At 62.9% G+C, this 20,236-nt stretch carries 19 protein-coding genes and 1 other RNA gene; 11 read left to right on the top strand and 9 right to left on the bottom strand.

Translation table 11 applies throughout. The features are described 5' to 3' along the window. Positions 1-16 precede the first annotated feature (16 nt). Positions 17-571, bottom strand: coding sequence for an RNA 2',3'-cyclic phosphodiesterase (gene thpR, locus LCF60_RS11215; protein ID WP_292291841.1), 555 nt, complete (start codon positions 569-571; stop codon positions 17-19). Positions 572-782: 211 nt separating this feature from the next. On the opposite strand from thpR, the gene LCF60_RS11210 reads away from it, so the two are divergent. Beyond that, on the top strand, positions 783-1,625 hold the full coding sequence (locus LCF60_RS11210; protein WP_292291840.1) for a type II CAAX endopeptidase family protein: 843 nt from the start codon (positions 783-785) through the stop codon (positions 1,623-1,625). 94 nt (positions 1,626-1,719) lie between these two features. Here the strand turns inward: LCF60_RS11210 and LCF60_RS11205 are convergent, their stop codons facing one another. The 3 genes from LCF60_RS11205 to LCF60_RS11195 form a co-directional block, all read right to left on the bottom strand. Next, on the bottom strand, positions 1,720-5,163 hold the full coding sequence (locus LCF60_RS11205; RefSeq protein ID WP_292291839.1) for an AAA family ATPase: 3,444 nt from the start codon (positions 5,161-5,163) through the stop codon (positions 1,720-1,722). 3 nt (positions 5,164-5,166) lie between these two features. Then, positions 5,167-6,411, bottom strand: a complete 1,245-nt coding sequence (locus LCF60_RS11200) for a DNA repair exonuclease (protein WP_292291838.1) — start codon at positions 6,409-6,411, stop codon at positions 5,167-5,169. A gap of 264 nt (positions 6,412-6,675) precedes the next feature. After that, positions 6,676-7,083, bottom strand: a complete 408-nt coding sequence (locus LCF60_RS11195) for a cupin domain-containing protein (protein ID WP_292291837.1) — start codon at positions 7,081-7,083, stop codon at positions 6,676-6,678. A gap of 319 nt (positions 7,084-7,402) precedes the next feature. On the opposite strand from LCF60_RS11195, the gene LCF60_RS11190 reads away from it, so the two are divergent. Then, entirely contained in the window at positions 7,403-7,843 is a 441-nt protein-coding gene (locus LCF60_RS11190) for a PACE efflux transporter (protein WP_292291836.1), read from the top strand. A 209-nt stretch (positions 7,844-8,052) separates the two neighbouring features. Here the strand turns inward: LCF60_RS11190 and ffs are convergent. Continuing rightward, an RNA gene (ffs, locus tag LCF60_RS11185) (signal recognition particle sRNA small type) lies at positions 8,053-8,151 on the bottom strand. A gap of 124 nt (positions 8,152-8,275) precedes the next feature. Here ffs and nudC point away from each other — a divergent pair. Genes nudC through LCF60_RS11170 form a run of 3 tightly spaced genes read left to right on the top strand, consistent with a single transcriptional unit; the run spans position 8,276 to position 10,556 of the window. Then, positions 8,276-9,244 (top strand): NAD(+) diphosphatase, encoded by a 969-nt coding sequence (gene nudC, locus LCF60_RS11180; RefSeq protein ID WP_292291835.1) that lies wholly within the window; start codon positions 8,276-8,278, stop codon positions 9,242-9,244. A 41-nt stretch (positions 9,245-9,285) separates the two neighbouring features. Next, on the top strand, positions 9,286-9,753 hold the full coding sequence (locus LCF60_RS11175) for an SRPBCC family protein (protein WP_292291833.1): 468 nt from the start codon (positions 9,286-9,288) through the stop codon (positions 9,751-9,753). Then, on the top strand, positions 9,750-10,556 hold the full coding sequence (locus tag LCF60_RS11170; protein ID WP_292291832.1) for a DUF4198 domain-containing protein: 807 nt from the start codon (positions 9,750-9,752) through the stop codon (positions 10,554-10,556). The genes LCF60_RS11175 and LCF60_RS11170 overlap by 4 nt, the downstream gene beginning before the upstream one ends. Before the next feature lie 34 nt (positions 10,557-10,590). Here the strand turns inward: LCF60_RS11170 and hemC are convergent, their stop codons facing one another. Next, positions 10,591-11,541: a hydroxymethylbilane synthase gene (hemC, locus tag LCF60_RS11165; RefSeq protein WP_292291830.1), complete on the bottom strand. Its 951-nt coding sequence runs from the start codon at positions 11,539-11,541 to the stop codon at positions 10,591-10,593. 100 nt (positions 11,542-11,641) lie between these two features. On the opposite strand from hemC, the gene hemE reads away from it, so the two are divergent. Next, the gene (gene hemE, locus LCF60_RS11160; protein WP_292291828.1) at positions 11,642-12,676 is read left to right on the top strand and encodes a uroporphyrinogen decarboxylase; all 1,035 of its coding nucleotides are present in this window, start codon (positions 11,642-11,644) and stop codon (positions 12,674-12,676) included. A 23-nt stretch (positions 12,677-12,699) separates the two neighbouring features. On the opposite strand, the gene LCF60_RS11155 is transcribed toward hemE, so the two are convergent. Continuing rightward, positions 12,700-13,680: a DMT family transporter gene (locus LCF60_RS11155; protein WP_292291827.1), complete on the bottom strand. Its 981-nt coding sequence runs from the start codon at positions 13,678-13,680 to the stop codon at positions 12,700-12,702. 144 nt (positions 13,681-13,824) lie between these two features. Here LCF60_RS11155 and LCF60_RS11150 point away from each other — a divergent pair, with 144 nt between their 5' ends. Next, positions 13,825-14,760, top strand: a complete 936-nt coding sequence (locus tag LCF60_RS11150; RefSeq protein WP_292291826.1) for an ABC transporter ATP-binding protein — start codon at positions 13,825-13,827, stop codon at positions 14,758-14,760. Next, entirely contained in the window at positions 14,757-15,518 is a 762-nt protein-coding gene (locus tag LCF60_RS11145) for an ABC transporter permease (RefSeq protein ID WP_292291824.1), read from the top strand. Before LCF60_RS11150 ends, LCF60_RS11145 begins: the two co-directional genes overlap by 4 nt. Before the next feature lie 256 nt (positions 15,519-15,774). On the opposite strand, the gene LCF60_RS11140 is transcribed toward LCF60_RS11145, so the two are convergent. After that, positions 15,775-16,836: a YeeE/YedE family protein gene (locus LCF60_RS11140; RefSeq protein WP_292291823.1), complete on the bottom strand. Its 1,062-nt coding sequence runs from the start codon at positions 16,834-16,836 to the stop codon at positions 15,775-15,777. Positions 16,837-17,074: 238 nt separating this feature from the next. Between LCF60_RS11140 and LCF60_RS11135 the strand changes: the two genes are divergently transcribed. The 3 genes from LCF60_RS11135 (at position 17,075) to LCF60_RS11125 (ending at position 19,730) form a co-directional block, all read left to right on the top strand. Beyond that, positions 17,075-18,307 (top strand): MFS transporter, encoded by a 1,233-nt coding sequence (locus LCF60_RS11135; protein WP_292291822.1) that lies wholly within the window; start codon positions 17,075-17,077, stop codon positions 18,305-18,307. Between the two features lie 66 nt (positions 18,308-18,373). Next, the gene (locus LCF60_RS11130; protein WP_292291821.1) at positions 18,374-19,249 is read left to right on the top strand and encodes a 50S ribosomal protein L11 methyltransferase; all 876 of its coding nucleotides are present in this window, start codon (positions 18,374-18,376) and stop codon (positions 19,247-19,249) included. A gap of 133 nt (positions 19,250-19,382) precedes the next feature. Continuing rightward, positions 19,383-19,730 carry a hypothetical protein gene (locus LCF60_RS11125; RefSeq protein ID WP_292291820.1) on the top strand — a complete coding sequence of 116 codons (348 nt, stop codon included), beginning with the start codon at positions 19,383-19,385 and terminating at the stop codon, positions 19,728-19,730. 82 nt (positions 19,731-19,812) lie between these two features. Here the strand turns inward: LCF60_RS11125 and LCF60_RS11120 are convergent, their stop codons facing one another. Next, the gene (locus tag LCF60_RS11120) at positions 19,813-20,004 is read right to left on the bottom strand and encodes a DUF1127 domain-containing protein (protein ID WP_292291819.1); all 192 of its coding nucleotides are present in this window, start codon (positions 20,002-20,004) and stop codon (positions 19,813-19,815) included. Positions 20,005-20,236: the final 232 nt, after the last annotated feature.

Here is a 20,236-nt window from a genome sequence, read left to right as displayed (position 1 = left end):
CTTGGATCGTCGCTGATCACGCCTGCCGGGTCTCGAGCGCGTAGTCCGCGAGGATTTCATGCTGTGCGCCGTCCGGCTTGAGGATCGACTGGTAAAGCTGAAAGTGCTCCACCGGAAAAGGTGTCCCGCGAAAGGCCGACAGATGCGCAAGCCTTTGCGGCAGGTCGATCATGGCATCTCGGGACAGGGATTTGGGAAGCCGGGCAATGGTGACATGCGGGCGAAATCGCCGCTTCTGAAAGTCCAGGCCGATGCTGCGCAAAGATCGGGTGACGGTCTTTTCAAGCTCCAGAAGTTGCGGGCAGCGCTCGACATCGGCGTAGATCACCTGTTGCGAATGTTGCCCGAAGCTGCCGGCACCGACGATCTGCAGGTCAAAAACCGGCGCGCGTATCCTCGACAGGGCGAAATGGGCCTCTTCGACCGCCTCGTCGCGCTGATCGCCAAGAAAGCAGAGCGTCAGATGAAGGTTGTCTTCCGGGACGGGTCGTCCGGCCGCAAAGGCGTCCTGCATATCCATCAGCTCGGAGCGGGCGGTTTCCGGAAGGTCGATCGCTACAAAAACGCGCATGTTTGTCCTCGATCCGGATGTGACGAAGTTTCGGATGTCACTGACATGATGGCGCATCCCTCCATCTTGAAGACGTCAATCCGCAATTTAATGCATGCGCCAGCCGTCAACCGATCCGCCGCGAAGCAGGCGCTTGATCCACATCAGCGCAGAGTTCCGGGGATCGCCGTAAGTCCTGCATGACACAGAACCCTTGCCCGGAGCTTTTGCAATGGCAATCACGGCAGGCACCGCGTCTTCGAAGGACATCCCGAGTTCGGCACTTCTTGGCTTTCTGGCCGTGACCTTCGGGATCACATGGGTCCTTATCGGGGTCTACATCGTTGCCCCGGACAGGGCTTCTGGATGGTTCGGCCAGATCAGCGGGTCGCATCCCTTCTTCTTTCTTGCCACCTGGGCTCCGGCGATCGCGGCCATCCTGATCGTTTTCCTGTATCAAGGAACAGCCGGGCTACGCGCTTTCCTGTCGCGGCTCATGCTGTGGCGCGGCTCGATCAGCTGGGCGGCGTTCATCCTGTGCCTTCTGCCGCTGGTCTTTGTTGCCGGGTCATTGATCAAGGGAGGACCGGTTCTGGCGCCCCTGCCACCAGAGGGCGTGCGGCCCGTCATCGCCGTCCTGTTCATGATGCTGCTCCTCGGCCCGATCGAGGAATTCGGCTGGCGCGGCATCATGCAACCGCTGCTTCAACGCCATATTGCACCGATCTGGGCGGGCCTCATCATCGGTGCGACCTGGGGCGTCTGGCACCTCCCGGCATTCTTTCTTGCAGGCGTGGTGTTCGCCGACTGGGATTTCCTTCCCTTCTTCATCGGGAACGTGACCCTCGCCGTCCTGGTCACTCCGATCTTCAACAGCGCGCGGGGCAGCCTGCTCTGGCCGATGCTGTTCCACTGGCAGCTCATCAACCCGTTCTGGCCCGACGCGCAACCCTGGGACACCTGGATCCTCGTGGGCGTGGCTTTCGGCGTGGTCTGGTGGAACCGCGACACGCTGTTCCGGCGTGACGGAGCGGTGACCGAGGTCTGCCGCACAGACGGTCCGTCAGGCGCTTGAGTGCAGTAAGCGCGCAACGCGATTTCCGCCCTTTCACGTTCGACCTGTCCGACGAAAACCGCACAGGACACGCGGTCACATGGCGTTTTGAGCGTCACGCCTGCAATTCGTGAATGTGAACACCCGGACATGCAGTCTTTGCGATGTCGCGCAAATGGGCGTGATGGGTCAGATAGATCACCTGGCCGGTCCTGCTCATCTCCGTCAGCAGACCAAAGGTCTCGGTCGTGCGATCATCGTCAAAGCTTTCCATGATGTCATCGGCGATGAATGGCACCGGGCCGTTGTTGCGTGCGAATTCGTGGTATCCGGCAATGCGAAGGGCGAGGTAGAGCTGCGCCCGTGTGCCGTCGGAAAGCTGGTCCGCTTGTTTTGACCCGCCTTCGGCAGCCAGGGCGACAAGGATCTCGCTGGTGCCGTCGGGCTGTGCGGCAAGTCCCGAATAGCTGTTGCGCGACATGATGCGAAACGCCTCGGAGGCCCTCTCGAGCATGCCGCTGCGATGCGTGTCGCGATAGCTTCTGAGGGCCGCGTCGACAGCAAGCAGACCGAGGCGTTGCCGGAGGTACCGCCGGGCGCCCTCCTGCATCTCGAGAAGCAAGGTTTGCCGCTGTTCTTCAAGCCGGGCTACGGCATTGTCTCCGCCAACCGCCTTGACCGCTTCGTCGGCCTTGCGGAAATTGTCCTGCGCCTCTTCCTGGAGCGCGCGCAGCGTCTTCAATTCGCTCGCCAGACGTTCCGCGCGCGCAACAAGCGCATCGGTATCCAGGCCGTCAAGCTTGGCGCAAGCCTCCTTGACCGTGCTGCTGCGCATCCGGGCACATAGATCCTCGGCCAGTTCGCGCCGGAGGGTGCGCAATCGTGACAGCTCTCCGGAGCGGGTCAGCGCGTCGCGGGCCTCGGCCCAGGTGGCGACCCCGAAATGACGGGCGAATTCGGCCGTCCGCCCGTGATGGATCTTGGCGTCTTCTTCGAGTTGGGTCAGGGTCTGCGCTGCCGTCGCCAGGCGTTTCGAGATGTCGGCGCGCTGTGTCTCCGCGCGTTCGGCGCGGCGCAACCGCGTCGAGACAGCGCGCCAAAGGTCGGGGACCGGGTCGTCGCTGGCCATGTCGAGGCGGAGTGCCAGCCCTTGAACCGCCTGTTCAAATCGGTCGAGATTGGCCTGCATGGTCTCGACCCGATGGGTCAGATCGGCCACCTCTCGATGATGCTCGCGCAGCCGGTCGAGTTCCTCCAGGATCGCACGCATCTCGGAGACACCGGGCGATGCATCGGCCATCCAGGTGTCCGCGCAGGCCGCGTCCCAGGCGGACTGCCATTGCGCCTGTGCGTCCACGGCGACCTGCATGGCCGTTTCGCGCCGGGCAAGATCCTCGCGTGCCTGCGCCTCGGCCTCCCGCAAGGCGGCAATCTGTGTCGCGCGATCAAGCAGTGACTGCGCGGTTTCGAGCGCCAGCGGCAACCCGGTCTGTTCGGGCACTTCGTGTCCCATCCGGGACAATGCGGCAAGGAGATCGGCCCTGGCGCGCTCTATGGAGCGCTGGTGCCTGACCTGGTCCCGCAAGGCGTGTTCGTGCCTTTCCAGCGCCTTGTGACCTGTTTCAAGTCGATCCAGCCAGGCGCGGAAAGCCTGGATGTCCATGCAGGCGGGAAGGGCGGCAGACACGGACGCCCTGATCCTCGCAAGGTCTTCGCCAAGCGCGCTACAGCGCGCGTTCGCCTTTTCCAACTGTGTCCTGGCGATCTCGAGCTGTCGTTCGGCTTCGGCCAGATCCCGATCAGCGCCCGCTGCGGTCTCGGCATGGGCGCGGTGTTGCGCGAGCGTGGATGTGATCTGGTCGTCAAGGCGCAGGACCTTTTCGAAACGATCCGCGGTTTCCCCTGTCAGTGCCGCCCGGTGAAGCGACCATTCGGTTTCGCGCCGCGACCGGATTTGCGCCGCTTCTTCTATGGTCACCACGGTCGTCGTACCGATGGCGCCGCGTTTTGCTCTCACCTGATCGCGCGCCAGTTCAAGCTGCTCCATCCGGTCCTGTGCACGCTCGGCCTGCCTGTCCGCCTCGGCGATTTCTGCTTCAAGCCTCTGAAGGTCGGCATGGTCGGGCTTTGCCAAACCGGCCAGCGCGGCGGCATCCCCGGACCATGGCACCAATGCCGCAAGCGCCGTCTTCAAGTCCGCTGCCGCCTCCTCCGCTCTTTCGGTTGCGCGGTCACATGTCCCAAGCGGGTCGTCGCGGCGGATGCCCTGCACCAGTCCATCCAGCCCGCCAAGGTCAGACGCGCTTCCCCCGACATCGTGCAAGCGCCGTTCCGCACGGAGCAAACCCGCCTTGGCGTCTTCCAATTCCCGGCTTGCGGCATCATGGGCCGTTTCAAGTCCCGAACTCCGTTCGATCAACTCGCGAAAGCGCCCCATTGTGCCCGCTTCCAGTATCAGCGTGCCCGGGTCGCCTCCGGTCTTGCCCAGCCGCGACAGGCTCTCCTGCATCGCTTCCGTCCTGGAGGCGAGATCGCCTTGCCGCCTTGGAAGGTCCTTGATCGCTTCATCATGCGCCGATCTCAGGCCTTCGACCGCCGCGATGTCCTCTCGCACCTCCAGGATGGCCTGATCCGGCACGGTTTCTTGCAACTCTGCCTGCAGCTCCCTCACGGCGGCTCGCGCGGTCTCCAACCGCGTCGCAATCGCGGCCTCAGCCCGGTCCAGTTCGGGAAGCTCTGCAAGCCAGCCCTCGGGGGCGTCCGGCAACGCCCCATATTCGGAAATCTGAGCGTCCAGTCGGTCGAGCCGAGGCAATAGCGGGAGGGCGGCGGTCAGGCGGTCGGTTTCGACCTCCTTGGTCTGCACCGTTTCCACCGCCTCGCGCGCCTCTGTCCATGCCTTGCCAGCCTGGTCCCGCTCCGTCGACAACCGCGCAAACTCGGCGGCCGCAGTGTCCAGCTCCTTGATCTGCTTGCCCAGATCGTCGAAGGCGTGGCCAAGTTCGCGCAGCTTGCCCTTGCGTCCGGTCCTGTTCAGGAATTCTTCCGTCTCATCGCGCAAATCGTCCAGTTGCGCCGCGAGATCGTTCAAGCCAGCACTGGCCTGAAACAACAGCTCGCCCAGGTCGCCCTTGCTTGCCAGAATGCTGGCGCCGCCTTCGCCAAGAGTTTGCCGGTTGAGCGAGAACATCGCGGCATAGGACGCGCGATCCAGACCGCGCAGACCGCCATGCAACAGCGCTTCGCCCAAGGGCGCGCCATTACCATCCAACAGCGAATTATCGCGTTTCTTGACCCTGCGCAGGTCGAACGTCCGGTTGCCGATCTCAAGCTCGGCGCCCAGTTGCATCGTCTGGTAGGGATGGATGAAGCCCATGTTGCTGCGCACCGGAATCTGGAACAGCAGGTCCAGCCACGCCTCGAGCAGCGTGGACTTGCCGGCTTCGTTGGGGCCGTGGATCACATGCAGGTCAGGCCCGCCCGCAGCCGGTGCCGGGAAGGTCAGGCTCAGATCGGTGAACTTGCCATAGCGGGTGAGATCAAGCCGGTTCAGGCGCATCGGTTACGTGTTGTCCTCTTCGAGCCGCGCGAGCAACTCCAGCGCACCCTGTTGCATCTCTTGGGCAATGATGTCCGCGGTCTGTTCCTTGCTGTCGCCCAAAAGCCCCCTGAGTTCCCGGGGCAGGTGCTTCAGCAGCCGTTCCGTTTCCTCCTGAACGCCGGGATCGTCGGGGTGCAGGCTGCCCGTCTTGATGACCTCGGCCAGTTCCCCAACCGCGCCGCCTCTTGGCGCGTCTGCGGCGGCCTTCAAGGCGTTCTCGACCTTGTCGATCCAAAGCGTGCCGATCTGCTCGGCCACGTTCTGGACCTCGGCATGCAGGAGATCGGCATCGCGCCCGACCCTCCAGGCCAGCGGCGTCGTTCCCGTCAGCACCGGTCGAACGATCACGTGCGCGCCGTCACAGTCCTGCCGCGCCCTGTGCAGGGATTGCTTGAGGTGTGCGACGAGGTCGCTCCAGTCCGACAGGTGGCCGGCGTCAATCTCGAGGCGTTCGAACTGCGCAACCGAAAGGCACCGTTCCTCGAGCTCGATCGCGCCGTTCTCGGCAACCGTGACCAGCGTCACCGACTTGGCGCCGGCTTCGCCGATGTCGCGACCTTGCGGAATGCCCGGCATGACGACGGTCGGCACGCCTGGATAAACCGCCCGCTGATGGATGTGCCCCAGCGCCCAGTAGTCAAAGCCGCTGGCCTGAAGATCGGCCAGGGCGCAGGGCGCGTACGGGTCGTGCCCCCTGGCCCCGTTAAGCGATGTATGAAGCAAGCCGATATTGAACGCGCCCTGCACGGGGGCGTGAAACCGACCCAGAAGGCTTTCGGGCGCATGGGGATCGCGAAACGAAATGCCGTGCACAGCGATGGCATGACCATTCCAGGTCGTCTCGACCACTTCGGCCCGTCCCGAGAACACCTTTACGCTGTCGGGAAGCGTCAGTTCGCGCGTGATTCTCGACGCGGCGTCGTGATTGCCGCGGATCACGAACACCGGAATGTCGGCAGCGGCCAGGCGATCCATCTCCTGTGCGAGAAACCGGGCGGTCTTCATCGAGGTCTGGCTGCCGTCATAAAGATCACCGGCAATCAGCAGCGCCTGGGCGTCTTCGGCAAGGCAAAGATCGACGATCCGGGAAAACGTGGCGCGGGTCGCGTTGCCGACCAGTTCGGCCAGCCCTTCGTCGCGCAAGGCAAGGGATTTCAACGGGGAATCCAGGTGGATATCCGCCGTGTGCACGAACTTGAACGTCACCCCCGATGCCCCGCTTCTTTTTATACTTAAGGTTGAAGATGCGACTCTGGGGCGGTGACCGTCAAGCAAGAAGTATGCGCTTTGCCGACTGGGATGGGAAACGGTCGCGCCGCCGACAGGATCTCCGGGGCCCATGGCACAGCCGTCACGGCACACAAGATCGGCCGGGTCGAAGCGATCCGTGAAGCCTCGGACGCCCGGTGCGGAGGCCCATGATCAAGCCTGTGGCGACAGCGATGGCTTTTCAGGCTGATTCCCCTGATGTTACGCGCTGTCCCGGGCGTTGTAATCTTCATCCGTGACATGCTCCATCCAGTCGGCGGTCTTGCCGTCAATAGACGTCTGCACGGCCAGATGGGTCATTGCGCAGTCGGGTGATGCGCCATGCCAATGCCGTTCCCCCGGCGCAAACCAGACCGTATCGCCCGGACGCAGCACCTGCACCGGCTGCCCCTCGGACCCGGCCAGCCCAAGGCCGGACACGACATGCAGGGTCTGGCCGGCGGGATGGGTGTGCCACGCCGTCCGCGCGCCGGGCTCGAAGGTCACCGACAGGATCTTGACCGGTGAGGCGTCGTCCGCCGACACGATTGGATCGAACCGGACCGTGCCGGTGAAATACGCGCTGCTCGGGGATTGCGAAGGCCGGTCCCCGGCGTGTTGGATCTTCATGGCGGGCTCCTTTTTGCGATGCTGTGGCAGGTTTAGCAGAGTTTGGGCTGCAAACCCATGGCGGTGTCGGAAAAGCCGTGCAAGAGAGCGCCCCTATCCATCTTTGCGGATCGACCGCCTTTGGAACGCATGCCGCGACGTCCGGGGGGCCCTCTGTCATGCGTTTCCCGGGTTGTCCGGGTCCGATAAGGTGCGCGCGGATCCATGCGACCCTTGAAATCCCGTCGCCAAGGTCACATCGTCTGCCCAGGCGAGGACGACCTTGCCCGGCCACATGGTCAGCACGCGGGACGGCCCGAAAGACATTCGGAGTCCTTGCATGCGCACCACCGCAGATCGTATTCGACAGGCCGTCAGCTTCGAGCTCATCGGTGTTCTGATCGTCACACCGCTTTTTGCCTGGGCGTTCGATCATCCCATGGGGGACATGGGAGTGCTTGTCCTGCTCGGGGCCACCGTCGCGACAACCTGGAACTATGTCTTCAACCTGATCTTCGATCATGCCCTGCGGCGGTGGCGGGGCGATGTCCGAAAGACGATGTCCCTGCGGGTCGTCCACGCGGTGCTCTTCGAGGCCAGCCTGTTGCTGCTTCTCCTGCCGATCTTCGCGTGGTGGCTGGATGTGTCTGTGAAAGAAGCCCTGCTGATGGAACTGTCCTTCGCGCTCTTCTACATGGTCTACGCGTTTGTCTTCACCTGGGCCTACGACAGCCTTTTCCCACCGCAGCAAGATCACCAGGGGGCTCATGACGCGGGATGAGGCCGATGGAGGCTCGTTTGCATGTTTCAGCTCTCTGCTTGTGAGCGGGAATCCTGTCCTAGGATCGAACCAGGGCGTTTCTCATTGAGGGGGGCGAGCTTTCCAGCCAGTCCCCAATGTCCCTTTGCAACCGGGTTTGCAGCCTTGAAACGGACATAAGCCCCTGAATGCCAGAGGTTTCTTACAGGTCAGTTTCGTAGGGGAGGGTAAGGTGAGAGGCTGGACAACGACCCAAGCGGGGCTCGTTACGGCTGCTTCCTTCCGGACCTGACCGGGTTGGCGAGGCGCTCGCCCGCGCCAACCTCTCAAGCCCGAGATAGGCAAAACGAAACGGGATTGCAAGGCGCTGGAGCCGGCAAAATCCGCGTGCCGCATTGTTCTTTGCCGCGTGGCATGGCATCGCCGAAGCGAACAGCAGAAGGCCGGGACAGCATGCGCAACGCGGAAACAGTGACCTTTGGCGGCTCGGGCCTGGACCGGGCGGCAGAAATGCGGGGCGATGTCCCGGCGCTGGCCGCCGCGCTCGAGGACCCGGCGACACGCACGATCGTGTTGTGGCGCGGCAAGCCGCTGCTGTCTGGACATGGCGCGGAGAGAGTGCTGGCACGGCTGCCGCTTGACCATCCGGTGCTCCGGGATGCGCGAACCGCGCCGGTGCTTCTGGGCCGCGAAGACGGGGCAGTCCGGTTTGCACATGACATTTCCGGCTGGGAACCCGACGCGGACCTGAGCGACATCGGCGCCTTCATCGACCGCAGCGAACAGCGGCACCCGACGCTGTCCGGCGATCACGCATTTGCCGAGCTGCGCACCGTGATGACGGTTCTGGAGCCGCGCGACGCGGCCCTGGCAGCAACCGCGAAAGCGATCATCGGCTGGCACGAAACACATGGCTTCTGCGCACGCTGCGGTGCGGTGTCGGACGTGACGCAGGCGGGGTGGCAACGGGTCTGCCAGGCGTGCGGCGGCAGCCATTTCCCGCGCACGGACCCGGTGGTGATCATGCTGGTCACGCATGGCAACAAAGTGCTTCTCGGGCGGTCGCCCGGATGGCCCGAGGGCATGTATTCCTGCCTGGCGGGTTTCGTGGAGCCGGGAGAGACCATCGAGGCCGCGGTGCGTCGTGAGGTATGGGAAGAGGCGGGGGTCCGCGTGGGCGAGGTGCGCTATCTCTCCAGCCAGCCCTGGCCGTTCCCCGCGTCCCTGATGTTCGGCTGCCAGGGTATTGCGCTGACCGATGAGATCACGATCGACCCGACCGAGATCGAGGATGCCCTGTGGGTCAGCCGGGAAGAGGTGATGGACGCCTTGGCGGGACTTCGCGACGGGCTGCTTCCGGCCCGAAAGGGCGCGATTGCACATTTTTTGCTGCGCAATTGGCTTGCCGACACGCTTGATTGACGCAACTCTTGAGAAGCCGGAGCAGATGAAGGGTAAACAGGATGCAAGTGACAGCGACCGAAGATGTTGCAGCGCCAGTCGATCACGTTTTCGCCGAATTGACCGATTTCGAAGCGTTCGAGCGTCGGGCGTTGCGGCGGGGCATCGATGTGCGCCGGACCTTTCGTACGGAAATGCCGCAAATCGGTGAAGGCTGGGACGCCAAGTTCACCTTTCGTGGCAAGGAACGCACGGCGAAGATCAAGCTCGAGCTGTTCGAGGCGCCGCAGGACCTGCACTTCACCGGCGCTTCCGGCGGATTGGAGACCGTGACCCAGATCGAGCTGGTGCCGCTGTCGCCCAACCGCACGCGGGTGAACCTCGTGTTCAAGATGCAGCCGACAACCCTGTCTGCCCGTCTGCTGGTCCAGTCGTTCAAGTTGGCGCGGTCCGGCATCAACAAGAAGTTCAAGGCGCGCGTCTCCGAATATGCCCGTGACATCGAAAGCAAGGTGCCCAAATCCGCATGAAACGTTTCAAGACCCTGTCGATTCTCGTTCTCGCCTCGCTGCCCGCATCCCTTGTGGCGCACGAGTTCTGGATCGAGCCCGAGTCCTACCAGGTACAACCCGGCGACCCGCTGATCGCGCGCCTTCGCGTGGGCGAGACGTTTGCCGGTGCGGAGCAATCCTATCTTCCGCGCAATTTCGAACGCTTCGACCTGCGCTGCGATGACACTCTGTCCGAGGTGCCGGGGCGGGCCGGGGATCGCCCTGCGCTGTCTCTCGAGGCACCGGAGTCGGGGCTGTGCGTGGTGATCCACCAGACCCGCGACTATACGCTGACCTATCGCGAGTGGCAGAAATTCGTGAATTTCGTCGAGCACAAGGATTTCGCCGGTGTTCTGGAGGACCATCGATCCCGAGGACTGCCCGAGGACGATTTCCAGGAACGCTACAGCCGTTATGCCAAGAGCCTGATCGCCGTTGGGGATGGGGCCGGATCGGATACCGAAGTCGGGTTGCTGACCGAGATCGTGGCGGAGGCCAATCCCTATACCGACGCATTGCAGGACGGATTGCCGATCCGGGTCCTCTACCAGGGAGAGCCGCGCGCCGATGCGCAGGTCGAACTGTTTGCCAAATCCCCCGGCGGCGACGTGGAGGTGACCCTGCACCGCACGGATGCAGACGGTCGGGTGACGCTTCCCGTGCGCCCCGGATACGCGTATCTGGCGGATGCCGTTGTCTTGCGGCCGCTGGTTCCCGACACCGACAAGGGACCGGTCTGGGAAAGCCTGTGGGCGTCGCTGTCCTTCGCGGTGGCCGAGTAGCGCGGCCTGGCCCGGTGTCGGGTCACGTCGCAGGTTACTGCGAATGCCAGTCGAAAAATCCGGGGCCGGCGCGGTCCAGCAGCGTGGCGGCCAATGATGTCCCCATCTCTGCCCCATCCTCGATCGGTCCGCTGATTTCGTCGGCATGAGCGGTCGATCCGTCGGGGCGAAGCACTTCGCCACGCAGGTGCAATGTGCCCCCGTCAAGCTCTGCCAGACCGGCAATCGGTGTTTCGCAGGACCCGTCCAGCTTGGCCAGGAAGGCGCGTTCGGCGGCAAGTCGTTCGCCGGTTTGCCTGTCATGGATCGCAGCCAGCATGTCCGCGGCGCGGGTGTCGTCGGCGCGGCGTTCGATCCCGATGGCGCCTTGCGCAACCGCGGGCAGCATGTCGATCGTGTCGATGGCGGTTTTCGGCACCTCGGCCATTTGCAGGCGGTTGAGACCCGCCATCGCGAGGAAGGTGCAGGAGGCGACGCCGTCTTCCAGCTTTTTCAGACGCGTCTGGAGATTGCCGCGGAATTCAACCACGTTCAGATCCGGCCGCCGGTTCAGAAGTTGCGCCCGGCGACGCAAGGATGACGTCCCGACGATGGCCGCTTCGGGCAGTTGCGCGATGCTGGTGAATTCCGGCGAGATGAACGCGTCGCGCACATCTTCGCGCGGCAGGTACGTGTCCAGAAGCAGCCCGCCCGGTTGCAGCACCGGCATGTCCTTCATCGAATGGACTGCGATGTCGATGGCACCGGACAGCATGTCCTCCTCGATTTCGCGGGTGAACAGCCCCTTGCCACCGATCTCTTTCAGCGGGCGGTCGATGATCCTGTCGCCGGTCGTCTTGATGACGACGATGGTGAACGCCTCGAAAGGCAGGTCGAACGCCTCTGCCAGCCGCGCGCGGGTTTCGTTTGCCTGGGCAAGCGCCAGCGGAGACCCGCGGGTGCCGATCTTCAGGGGTTTGTCGGGTGTGGGCAATTCAAGCGTCATAAGCCCTTCTTTAGGCGCGTAAACTTGTCCTGACAACCATGCTTGTCTTGACATATTGCCGCCAAGAGTCGATCCGAAGGCAACAGAGAAGGAAAGACAAATGGCCGAGACGAAAACCATCCTGCGCGCGCTTGCGGGCGAAACCCTTCCCACTCCGCCGATCTGGATGATGCGTCAGGCAGGCCGGTATCTGCCGGAATACAAGGCGACGCGGGCGCAGGCCGGGGATTTCCTGTCCTTGTGCTACAATTCCGAACTGGCCGCCGAGGTGACGTTGCAGCCAATCCGCCGCTATGGCTTCGATGCGGCGATCCTGTTCGCCGACATCCTGCTGTTGCCGCAGGCTCTGGGCGCGGATCTGTGGTTCGTCACCGGTGAAGGCCCGCGCCTGTCGACGATCACCAAGCAGGCCGAGTTCGACAAGCTGGGTCGCGGCGAGATGATCCACGACACGCTCAACCCGATCTACGACACCATTCGCATCCTGCGGCGTGAATTGCCCGAAGAGACCACGCTGATCGGTTTCGCGGGCGCGCCCTGGACCGTGGCCACCTACATGATCGCGGGGCGGGGCACGCCCGACCAGGGCCCGGCGCATGCGCTGAAATACGAGAACCGCGCGCTGTTCGAGGCGATCATCGAGCGGCTGACGGAAAGCACCATAGACTACCTGTCGGCGCAGATCGACGCCGGGGCCGAGGTGGTCAAGATCTTCGACAGCTGGGCCGGGTCGCTTCAGGGCGAGGATTTCCATCGCTACGCGCTTTACCCCGCCCGCGTTATCACCGAGGAATTGAAGCGCCGCCATCCCGGTATTCCGGTCATCGCCTTTCCGCGCCAGGCGGGCGACAAGTATATCGGCTTTCACGCCGCCACCGGAGCCGATTGCGTGGCGGTGGATGACAGCGTCAGCCCGGAATGGGTGGCCGAGCATGTGCAGCCCGGCGGCTGTGTGCAGGGCAACCTCGCGTCAAAGCACATGGTGACGGGTGGGCAGGCGCTTGTCGACGAGACCCGCAAGGTGGTCGAAGCGCTCAGGAACGGCCCGCATATCTTCAACCTCGGCCACGGGATCACGCCGGATGCGGATCCCGAGAACGTGCAGTTGATGATCGACACGGTGCGCAGCGCCTGAGCTGTCGTGCAACGCGCCCCGGCCTAGCGTCGGGTCGCGAAATACTTGCGGGCGGGGTTCGGGCGGTTCTTCTGGCGTTCGCGCAGAAAGACGAACAGGCCAGCCCCGAGGATCATCGCACAGCCGATCCATGTCGTCAGGGCCGGCCATTCGGCAAAGAACAGCCAGCCCCAGAAGATCGCCAGCGGCAGGCCGATATATTCGAACGGCGCGATGCTGGCCGAGGGGGCCATGCGATAGGCGGCGGTGATGCAATAGGCGACGATCCCGTTGCAGATGCCCGTCAGGATGAAGAGCGGCCAGTCCTCGGCCGTGGGCCATGTCCATGCCCGCAGCAGGAAATGCAGGCTGGGCGAGTCCGGCCCCGGGTCGGCCTGCCCCTCGCCGACGATCAGGTAGAACAGGCTCGAGACCACAAGGAACATCAGCTGGTTGTAGATCGTCAGGGCCGACGCGGTGCTCTTGACCCCCAGCGCGCGCGTCATCACCGCCATCGAGGCATAGAGTGCGGCGGCGATCACCGGTAACGCATAAAGCCATGCCGGGCCGTATTCCGACCCGCTGCGCCATGGCTCCTGCATGACCAGAACGCCCATGAAGCCAAAGACAATCGCGCCAAGCCGCAAGGGTCCGACCTTTTCGCGAAGGAACAGGAAGCTGAAAAGCGTGATGAACAGCGGACCGACGTAAAACAGCGCCGTGGTCAGCCCGAGTGGCAGAACCGCCAGGGAGGCGAAAAAGGTCATGTTCGCCGCCACGAGGGTCAGCCCGCGCAGAACGTGCAGCCCCGGCTGCGAGGTGCGCAAGAGCGACAGGCCGCCTTCGAGATGCAGCATCAGGAAGGACAGGAATATCCCGATCGCCGTTCGGGTGAACACGATCTGGTGCAGCGGATAGCCGCCGGACAGGGCCTTGATCAGCAGGTCATTGACCGAAATGGCGAATACGCCGATGCAGACAAGCGTGATGCCGCGCGCGACGCTGGAGTCGGTAAGGGAAATCATGCCCTTGTCATATGCTGGCCGTCCGGAAAGATCAGGTCCAAAAACGACCCGCACAGGCGTTGCGTTCCTGTGCACGGCTTTCGGCATTGCGTCTCGACAGCCGAGGGTTAGGTAGATGCCATGTGCACTGAAGAAGGCAACCGCATGCAACCGATGGTCCAGATCAGCAATGTCCGCAAAAGCTATGCTGACGGGTTCGAGGCGCTCAAGGGCGTGTCGCTGGAAATCCGCGATGGCGAGATCCTCGCGCTTCTGGGGCCGAACGGCGCAGGCAAGACAACGCTGATTTCCGCGATTTGCGGGATCACGCAGCCGACCTCCGGTACGGTCACCGTTGGCGGGCATGACGTGGTCACGGCGTATCGCGGGGCGCGGTCGCTGGTCGGGCTGGTGCCGCAGGAGATCAACCTCGAACCGTTCGAGCGGGTGATGAACACGGTGCGCTTTTCGCGCGGGCTGTTCGGCAAACCCAAGGACGATGCGCTGCTGGAACGGATCTTGCGTCAGCTGTCCCTGTGGGACAAGCGCGACAGCCGGATCATGGAATTGTCCGGCGGCATGAAAAGGCGGGTCCTGATCGCCAAGGCGCTGGCGCATGAACCGCGCGTGCTGTTCCTCGACGAGCCGACCGCCGGTGTCGACGTGGAACTGCGCCGCGACATGTGGGATATCGTGGCCCAGCTCAAGAAGGACGGTGTGACCATCATCCTGACCACGCATTACATCGAAGAGGCCGAGGCGATCGCCGACCGGATCGGGGTGATCAACAAGGGCGAGATCCTGCTGGTCGAGGAAAAGACCGCGCTGATGACCCGGCTGGGACAGAAGGAGCTGCGGATCGAATTGCAGGACGCGATCACCGATCTTCCCGCGTCCCTGGCGGCGCGTGGCTTGCGGCTCGAGGAAAGCGGGCATGTGCTTGTCTACACCTATGACACGGCGCAGGACCGGACCGGGATCGCGACCCTGATCCGCGAGGTGAGTGATGCGGGCCTGGTGCTCCGCGATTTGCAGACCCGGCAGAATTCGCTCGAGGACATCTTTGTCGGCCTGGTCAGCGAACAGGAGGGCGCGGCATGAACTGGCAGGCCATCTGGGCGATCTACACATTCGAGATGTCGCGCTTTTTCCGGACATTGCTGCAAAGCTTCGTGTCGCCGGTGATTTCGACATCGCTTTATTTCGTGGTCTTCGGCGCAGCCATCGGCAGCCGCATCGACGAGGTCGAGGGCGTGAGCTATGGCGCGTTCATCGTGCCGGGGCTGATCATGCTGTCGGTGATGACGCAGGCGATCTCGAACGCGTCTTTCGGCATCTATTTCCCGAAATTCATCGGCACGATCTACGAATTGCTGTCGGCCCCGATCAATTTCCTCGAGATCGTCATGGGTTACGTCGGGGCGGCGGCCACCAAGGCGCTGTTCATCGGGACGGTGATCCTCGCGACCTCGGCATTGTTCGTGGACCTGACGATCCAGCATCCGCTGGCAATGGTAATCTTCATGCTGCTGACATGCCTGAGTTTCGCGTTGTTCGGGTTCATCATCGGGATCTGGGCGCAGAATTTCGAGCAGCTTCAGCTGATCCCGCTGCTCATCGTGACCCCCCTGGTGTTCCTGGGCGGGTCGTTCTACTCGATCTCGATGTTGCCGGCCGCTTGGCAGACGATCTCGTTCTTCAACCCGGTGGTCTACCTGGTGTCGGGATTCCGCTGGGCGTTCTTCGGCATCGCGGACGTGCCCATCGGGCTGAGCCTGCTGGCCATTGCCGGGTTTACGCTGCTGTGCCTCGGGATCATCTGGTGGATCTTCAAGACAGGCTGGCGAATCCGGTCCTGAGGGCCGGGGCCGCAGAGGCAGGCTGGGTCAGGATGATCAGAAGCTGACCATCGCGACGCCGGCGACCACGAAAAGACCCCCGGCCAACCGGCCGCCAACGCCAAAACGGTTTTGTTCGAAAAGACATCGAGAACAAGCATGGAAAATGCCAGTGTGAAATGTGGGGTCGAGGAAAAGTCCTGAAGGATACCATGGTTGCGGGTTCCGAAAAGACAGTACTTCCGAACCTTTGCCGAATTCACACTTTTTGCACGCCTCAGATGGCCGCCGGTTGGCCGCGTCCGCCCATCACAAGGTCCATGGTCATCCCGCCGATCCACATGCAGAAGAGCGCAAGCCAGGCGGTGCCTGCAAAGATCGACCCGCCGGTCACGCCCGCTCCGATGGCACAGCCCCCGGCGAGCATGCCGCCAAAGCCCATCAGCGCCGCACCGATCATCGCGTTGCGCATCGGCGTGGGCCCTTCGAAGCCCTGGAACTTCAGCTCCTTGGCAAAGAACGCGGCGCCGAAAGAGCCGATGACCACGCCCGGTACGAGACCGATGTCGAATTCCAGGATCGAGGAGCGGTCGAGAAAGAACATCAGCGTGTTTGCCGACGGGCCGGTGAAGGTGGCGCTTTCGATCTGGACCGGATCGAAAGCCACGAGGCTGAGCGCATAGGTGAGGGCCCAGCCCATCGCCACGGCAAACCCGACGCCCGAGGCAAACAGCAGGCGTCCCCAGCCGATCTGGTTGCGGCGCGACAGTTCGAGCGCCAGGAGCGCGGTGGCAAGGCCGAAGACCAGACCGGAGCCCTCAGGCAGGCGCAACGTGGTCAGGAGATCCATGTTGCGACCGCCAGAGGTGATCCACATGGCTGCAAGCTGGTCTCGGATCGGGGCAAGCCAGCCGGTCAGGCTCATCTGGGCCACGACGGCAAAGATCAGGCCGGAGACGACCGATCTCAGGTTGCCGGTGGCGGCCAGCACCAGCAGTCGGCCAGAGCAGCCACGTGCCAGCACCATGCCCGCGCCGAACAACAATCCGCCGATGATCGCCCCCGACCAGCTTCCTGGCACCGCCATCATGCGGGCCTCGGTGGTGTCGATCAGGCCGAACATCTGCGCCGCCTGCACCCAGACTACGGCGGTCGAGAAGGTCAGCAGCCAGACCGCCACCTTGTCCTGCATCATGCCACGGGCGAATTCGACGGTGGCCGCGCGCAGGCAGAAGCGCGAACGCTGGGCCGCGACGCCGAAGGTGATTCCGGTCAGAAGACCGAAAAGGGCCGCTGTTGGCGCTTCGCCGATCTGGTCCACGAGGGTCACGATATCCATGGCGGTCTCCGTCTGGGTTGGTCATGCATGCGCGCGGATGAATGTGTTTGCCTTGATTTGGATCAGATTTGCGGCGGCGCTTAACGGAATCGCAGGGAATAGCGGCAAGATTGGGTGGCAAGGCCCGAGGCGATGCACATTGAAAGGAGGTCACAGCAAGATCTGAAAACCTGAAAACTGTCAGGGCTTTGCAAGCCAGCCTCTCGCCAAGTGTGAAAAGCGGGCGTAAAGGAAGGCGATGAAGCGGATCGTTCCCCTGGCCGACGCCCGTGACCTGCCGATCTACCAGCGGCCTGTCACGCTCTTGTTCCTCATGGCGATTGCCATGCCCCTGTCCTTCGCGACATGGTCGGCGCTGCTCAACAATTTCGTGATCGAAGCGGCGCAGTTCGATGGGGCCGATATCGGCTGGCTGCACACGGTGCGGGAAATCCCCGGTTTCCTTGCCATAGGTGTGATCGTGGTGATCCTGTTCGTGCGGGAACAGACGCTCGCGATGATCTCGCTTGTCATGCTGGGGGTCGCAACGGCGCTGACGGCGTGGTTCCCGTCCATGGGCGGGCTGCTGTTCATCACGCTGCTCAGTTCGATCGGGTTTCACTATTACGAGACGGTGAACCAGTCGTTGCAGCTGCAATGGTTGCCCAAGGACCGCGCGCCGCAGATGTTGGGTCTTCTCGTGTCGGCCGCGTCGGCGGCGACACTGGTGGCTTATGGCGTGATCGTCGTGACATGGCGCGCCTATGACCTGAGCTACAATTCCGTCTACATGGTGTCCGGTGCGCTGACGCTGACCATCGTGGCCTATTGCCTGCTGATGATGCCGCATTTCGAAGCACCGAACCCGCAGGTCAAGAAATTCATCCTGCGCAAGCGGTACTGGCTGTATTACGCGCTGCAGTTCATGTCGGGCGCGCGCCGCCAGATATTTGTCGTTTTCGCCGCCTTCATGATGGTCGAACGGTTCGGGCTGGATGTCGACCAGATCACCAAGCTGATGTTGGTCACGCTTGTGGCGAACATGGTCCTGGCTCCGGTCCTGGGGCAGGTGGTGCACAGGTTCGGCGAACGCAACGCGATGGTGTTCGAATATGTCGGTCTGGTGATCGTCTTTGCGCTTTACGGGGGCATCTACTGGTTCGGGTGGGGCGTGATGCTGGCGACGGTGCTTTATATCGCCAACAACATCTTTTTCGCGCTGGCGCTGGCGTTGAAGACCTATTTCCAGAAGATCGCCGATCCGGGCGATATTGCGCCGACGGCGGCGGTTGCCTTCACCATCAACCACATCGCGGCGGTCTTCCTGCCTGCGGTGCTGGGCTATCTGTGGCTGATCTCGCCCGGCGCGGTGTTTGCGCTGGCGGCCTGTATGGCGCTGGTGTCGATGATGCTGGCGATGATGATCCCGCGCCACCCCGAACCGGGCAACGAGACCGTGTTCTCGGTCCTGGTGGCGACCCCGGCCGAGTGAGCTTGCGGCACGAGGGCCTTCGTGGCAGAGGTGCTGCGTTTCCCTGATCCAGAAAGCCCTGTGTCCATGACCACTTTCACCGCCTTCACAACATTGTCGGACAAGACCTCGGCCGAGGCGCTGGGCGAGGCGCTCGAGGATCTTGAACCAGAACCCTACGGCGTGGGTGTCTTCGAGATCGAAGATGGCAGCGGCATGTGGGAGGTCGGGGGCTATTTCATGGAGGCACCGGACGATGTGGGCCTGGCGCTTCTGGCGGCGGCCCACAAGGCCAAGCCCTTCGTGGTGTCCGAATTGCCCGAAACCGACTGGGTCGCCAAGGTGCGGCGCGAACTGGTGCCGGTCGCGGCAGGGCGGTTCTATGTCCATGGCAGCCACGATTCCGAGACGGTGCCCGATGGGGTGGAGCCGCTTCTGATCGAGGCGGCGATGGCCTTTGGAACCGGGCATCACGGCACGACACAGGGCTGCCTGCGGGCATTGGACCGGCTGATCGAGGCGGGTGTGGTTTGTCACAACGTGGCCGATATCGGCTGCGGCACAGCCGTTCTCGCAATGGCGGCGGCGCGGACCTGGCCCGAAACGGTGCTGGCCAGCGACATGGATCAGGTGGCGGTGGACGTGGCCGAGGCAAATGTTGCCGCGAACGATCTGGCAGGCCGGGTGGTCTGCGTCGAGGCGATGGGCTTCGATCATCCGCAACTGCGCGCGGCTGCGCCGTTCGATCTTGTCTTCGCCAATATCCTCAAACAGCCGCTAATCGACCTGGCCCCCGACATGGCCGCGCACCTTGTTCCGGGTGGATTCGCGGTCCTGTCGGGCCTGCTGAACGATCAAGGCGACGAGGTGGCAGGGGTTTATGCGCAAAATGGCATCAATACCTGGCATCGAGAGGAGATTGGTGACTGGACGACGCTGACGTTGCAAAAAAGCGCTTCTTGAAGCTGCCGCATTTACCAATTTCCGCGAATTTTCGCCTCAATTGGATAAAAAATGCCACGATTGCCCCATTCTTGCCACATTCCGCCCCTACCTCGGTCACATCCGGTGGGGGCCGGAACAAAGGCTGCTTCACATGACCCACCAACAGGACATGTTTGACCAACGGTACCGCAAGGTGCTGAAGCGCCACCGCCAGTTGTCGCGTGGCTATGTCACCAAAATTCAGAAAAACGGCGTGATCGCCCATCGCCCGATCCGGCACATGCGCGAGATGGTATCATTCTCGTCGCTGTTGCTGCCCTTCGGTATCCTGTTCGTTCTCAAGGGCTGCATCGTGACGGTGCTGGGCCGCGAAGGCTATGCCTCTCAGTTGGAGGTGCTGCGCAGCGGCGGTTTCGTCGAACAGGTCGGTGCAGTTCTCATGCAGGTGGACCCGATCACTTCGGTCATGGCCCGTCTTCTGGGCTTTGTCATCGGCTGATCCCGGGCCGTCTTGGTTCTGGACAAGAAAAAGCCGTGTCAGGGTTCCCTGGCACGGCTTTTGGCTTCAAAACCGGGTTGGTTCAGAGCGAATTGATGTCGCCCCGTGTCAGACCGATATCGTCAAGCTCGTGATCGCTCAGACGGCTCAGAGCGTTGCGGGTCTGACGGGCATCATTCCATGCGGTGAACGCAGAGATGAGCGAGGTTGCGAATGCGCCGAAGCCCTTGGGGCTTGCGGAGTAGGTCGTGCGGGTTGTGTCGAAAGCGGCCATTGCCATGTTCCTTGGAAAATAGGGGAGTGTTGATGTCTGAGGGGCATGTAGTTGCCCTATTTCGCATCCGCAATTGACCTTTATGCATAGTTTTTATGCTGTTTATGCATGGCTGACGGGCGGCCGCGCCCAGTCGGCGCAAACCGCGCGAAACCCGGGGCCCAAGGGCGCTTTTCCGACGCTCGAGGCGCGCTTGCGACAGTCCTTCGGCTGTTTCCGACACCGTGGCCCA

Source organism: Marivita sp., assembly GCF_020055635.1.
In the GTDB taxonomy this organism is placed as follows: Bacteria; Pseudomonadota; Alphaproteobacteria; order Rhodobacterales; family Rhodobacteraceae; genus Marivita.
This window is presented reverse-complemented; position numbering and strand designations above follow the sequence as displayed.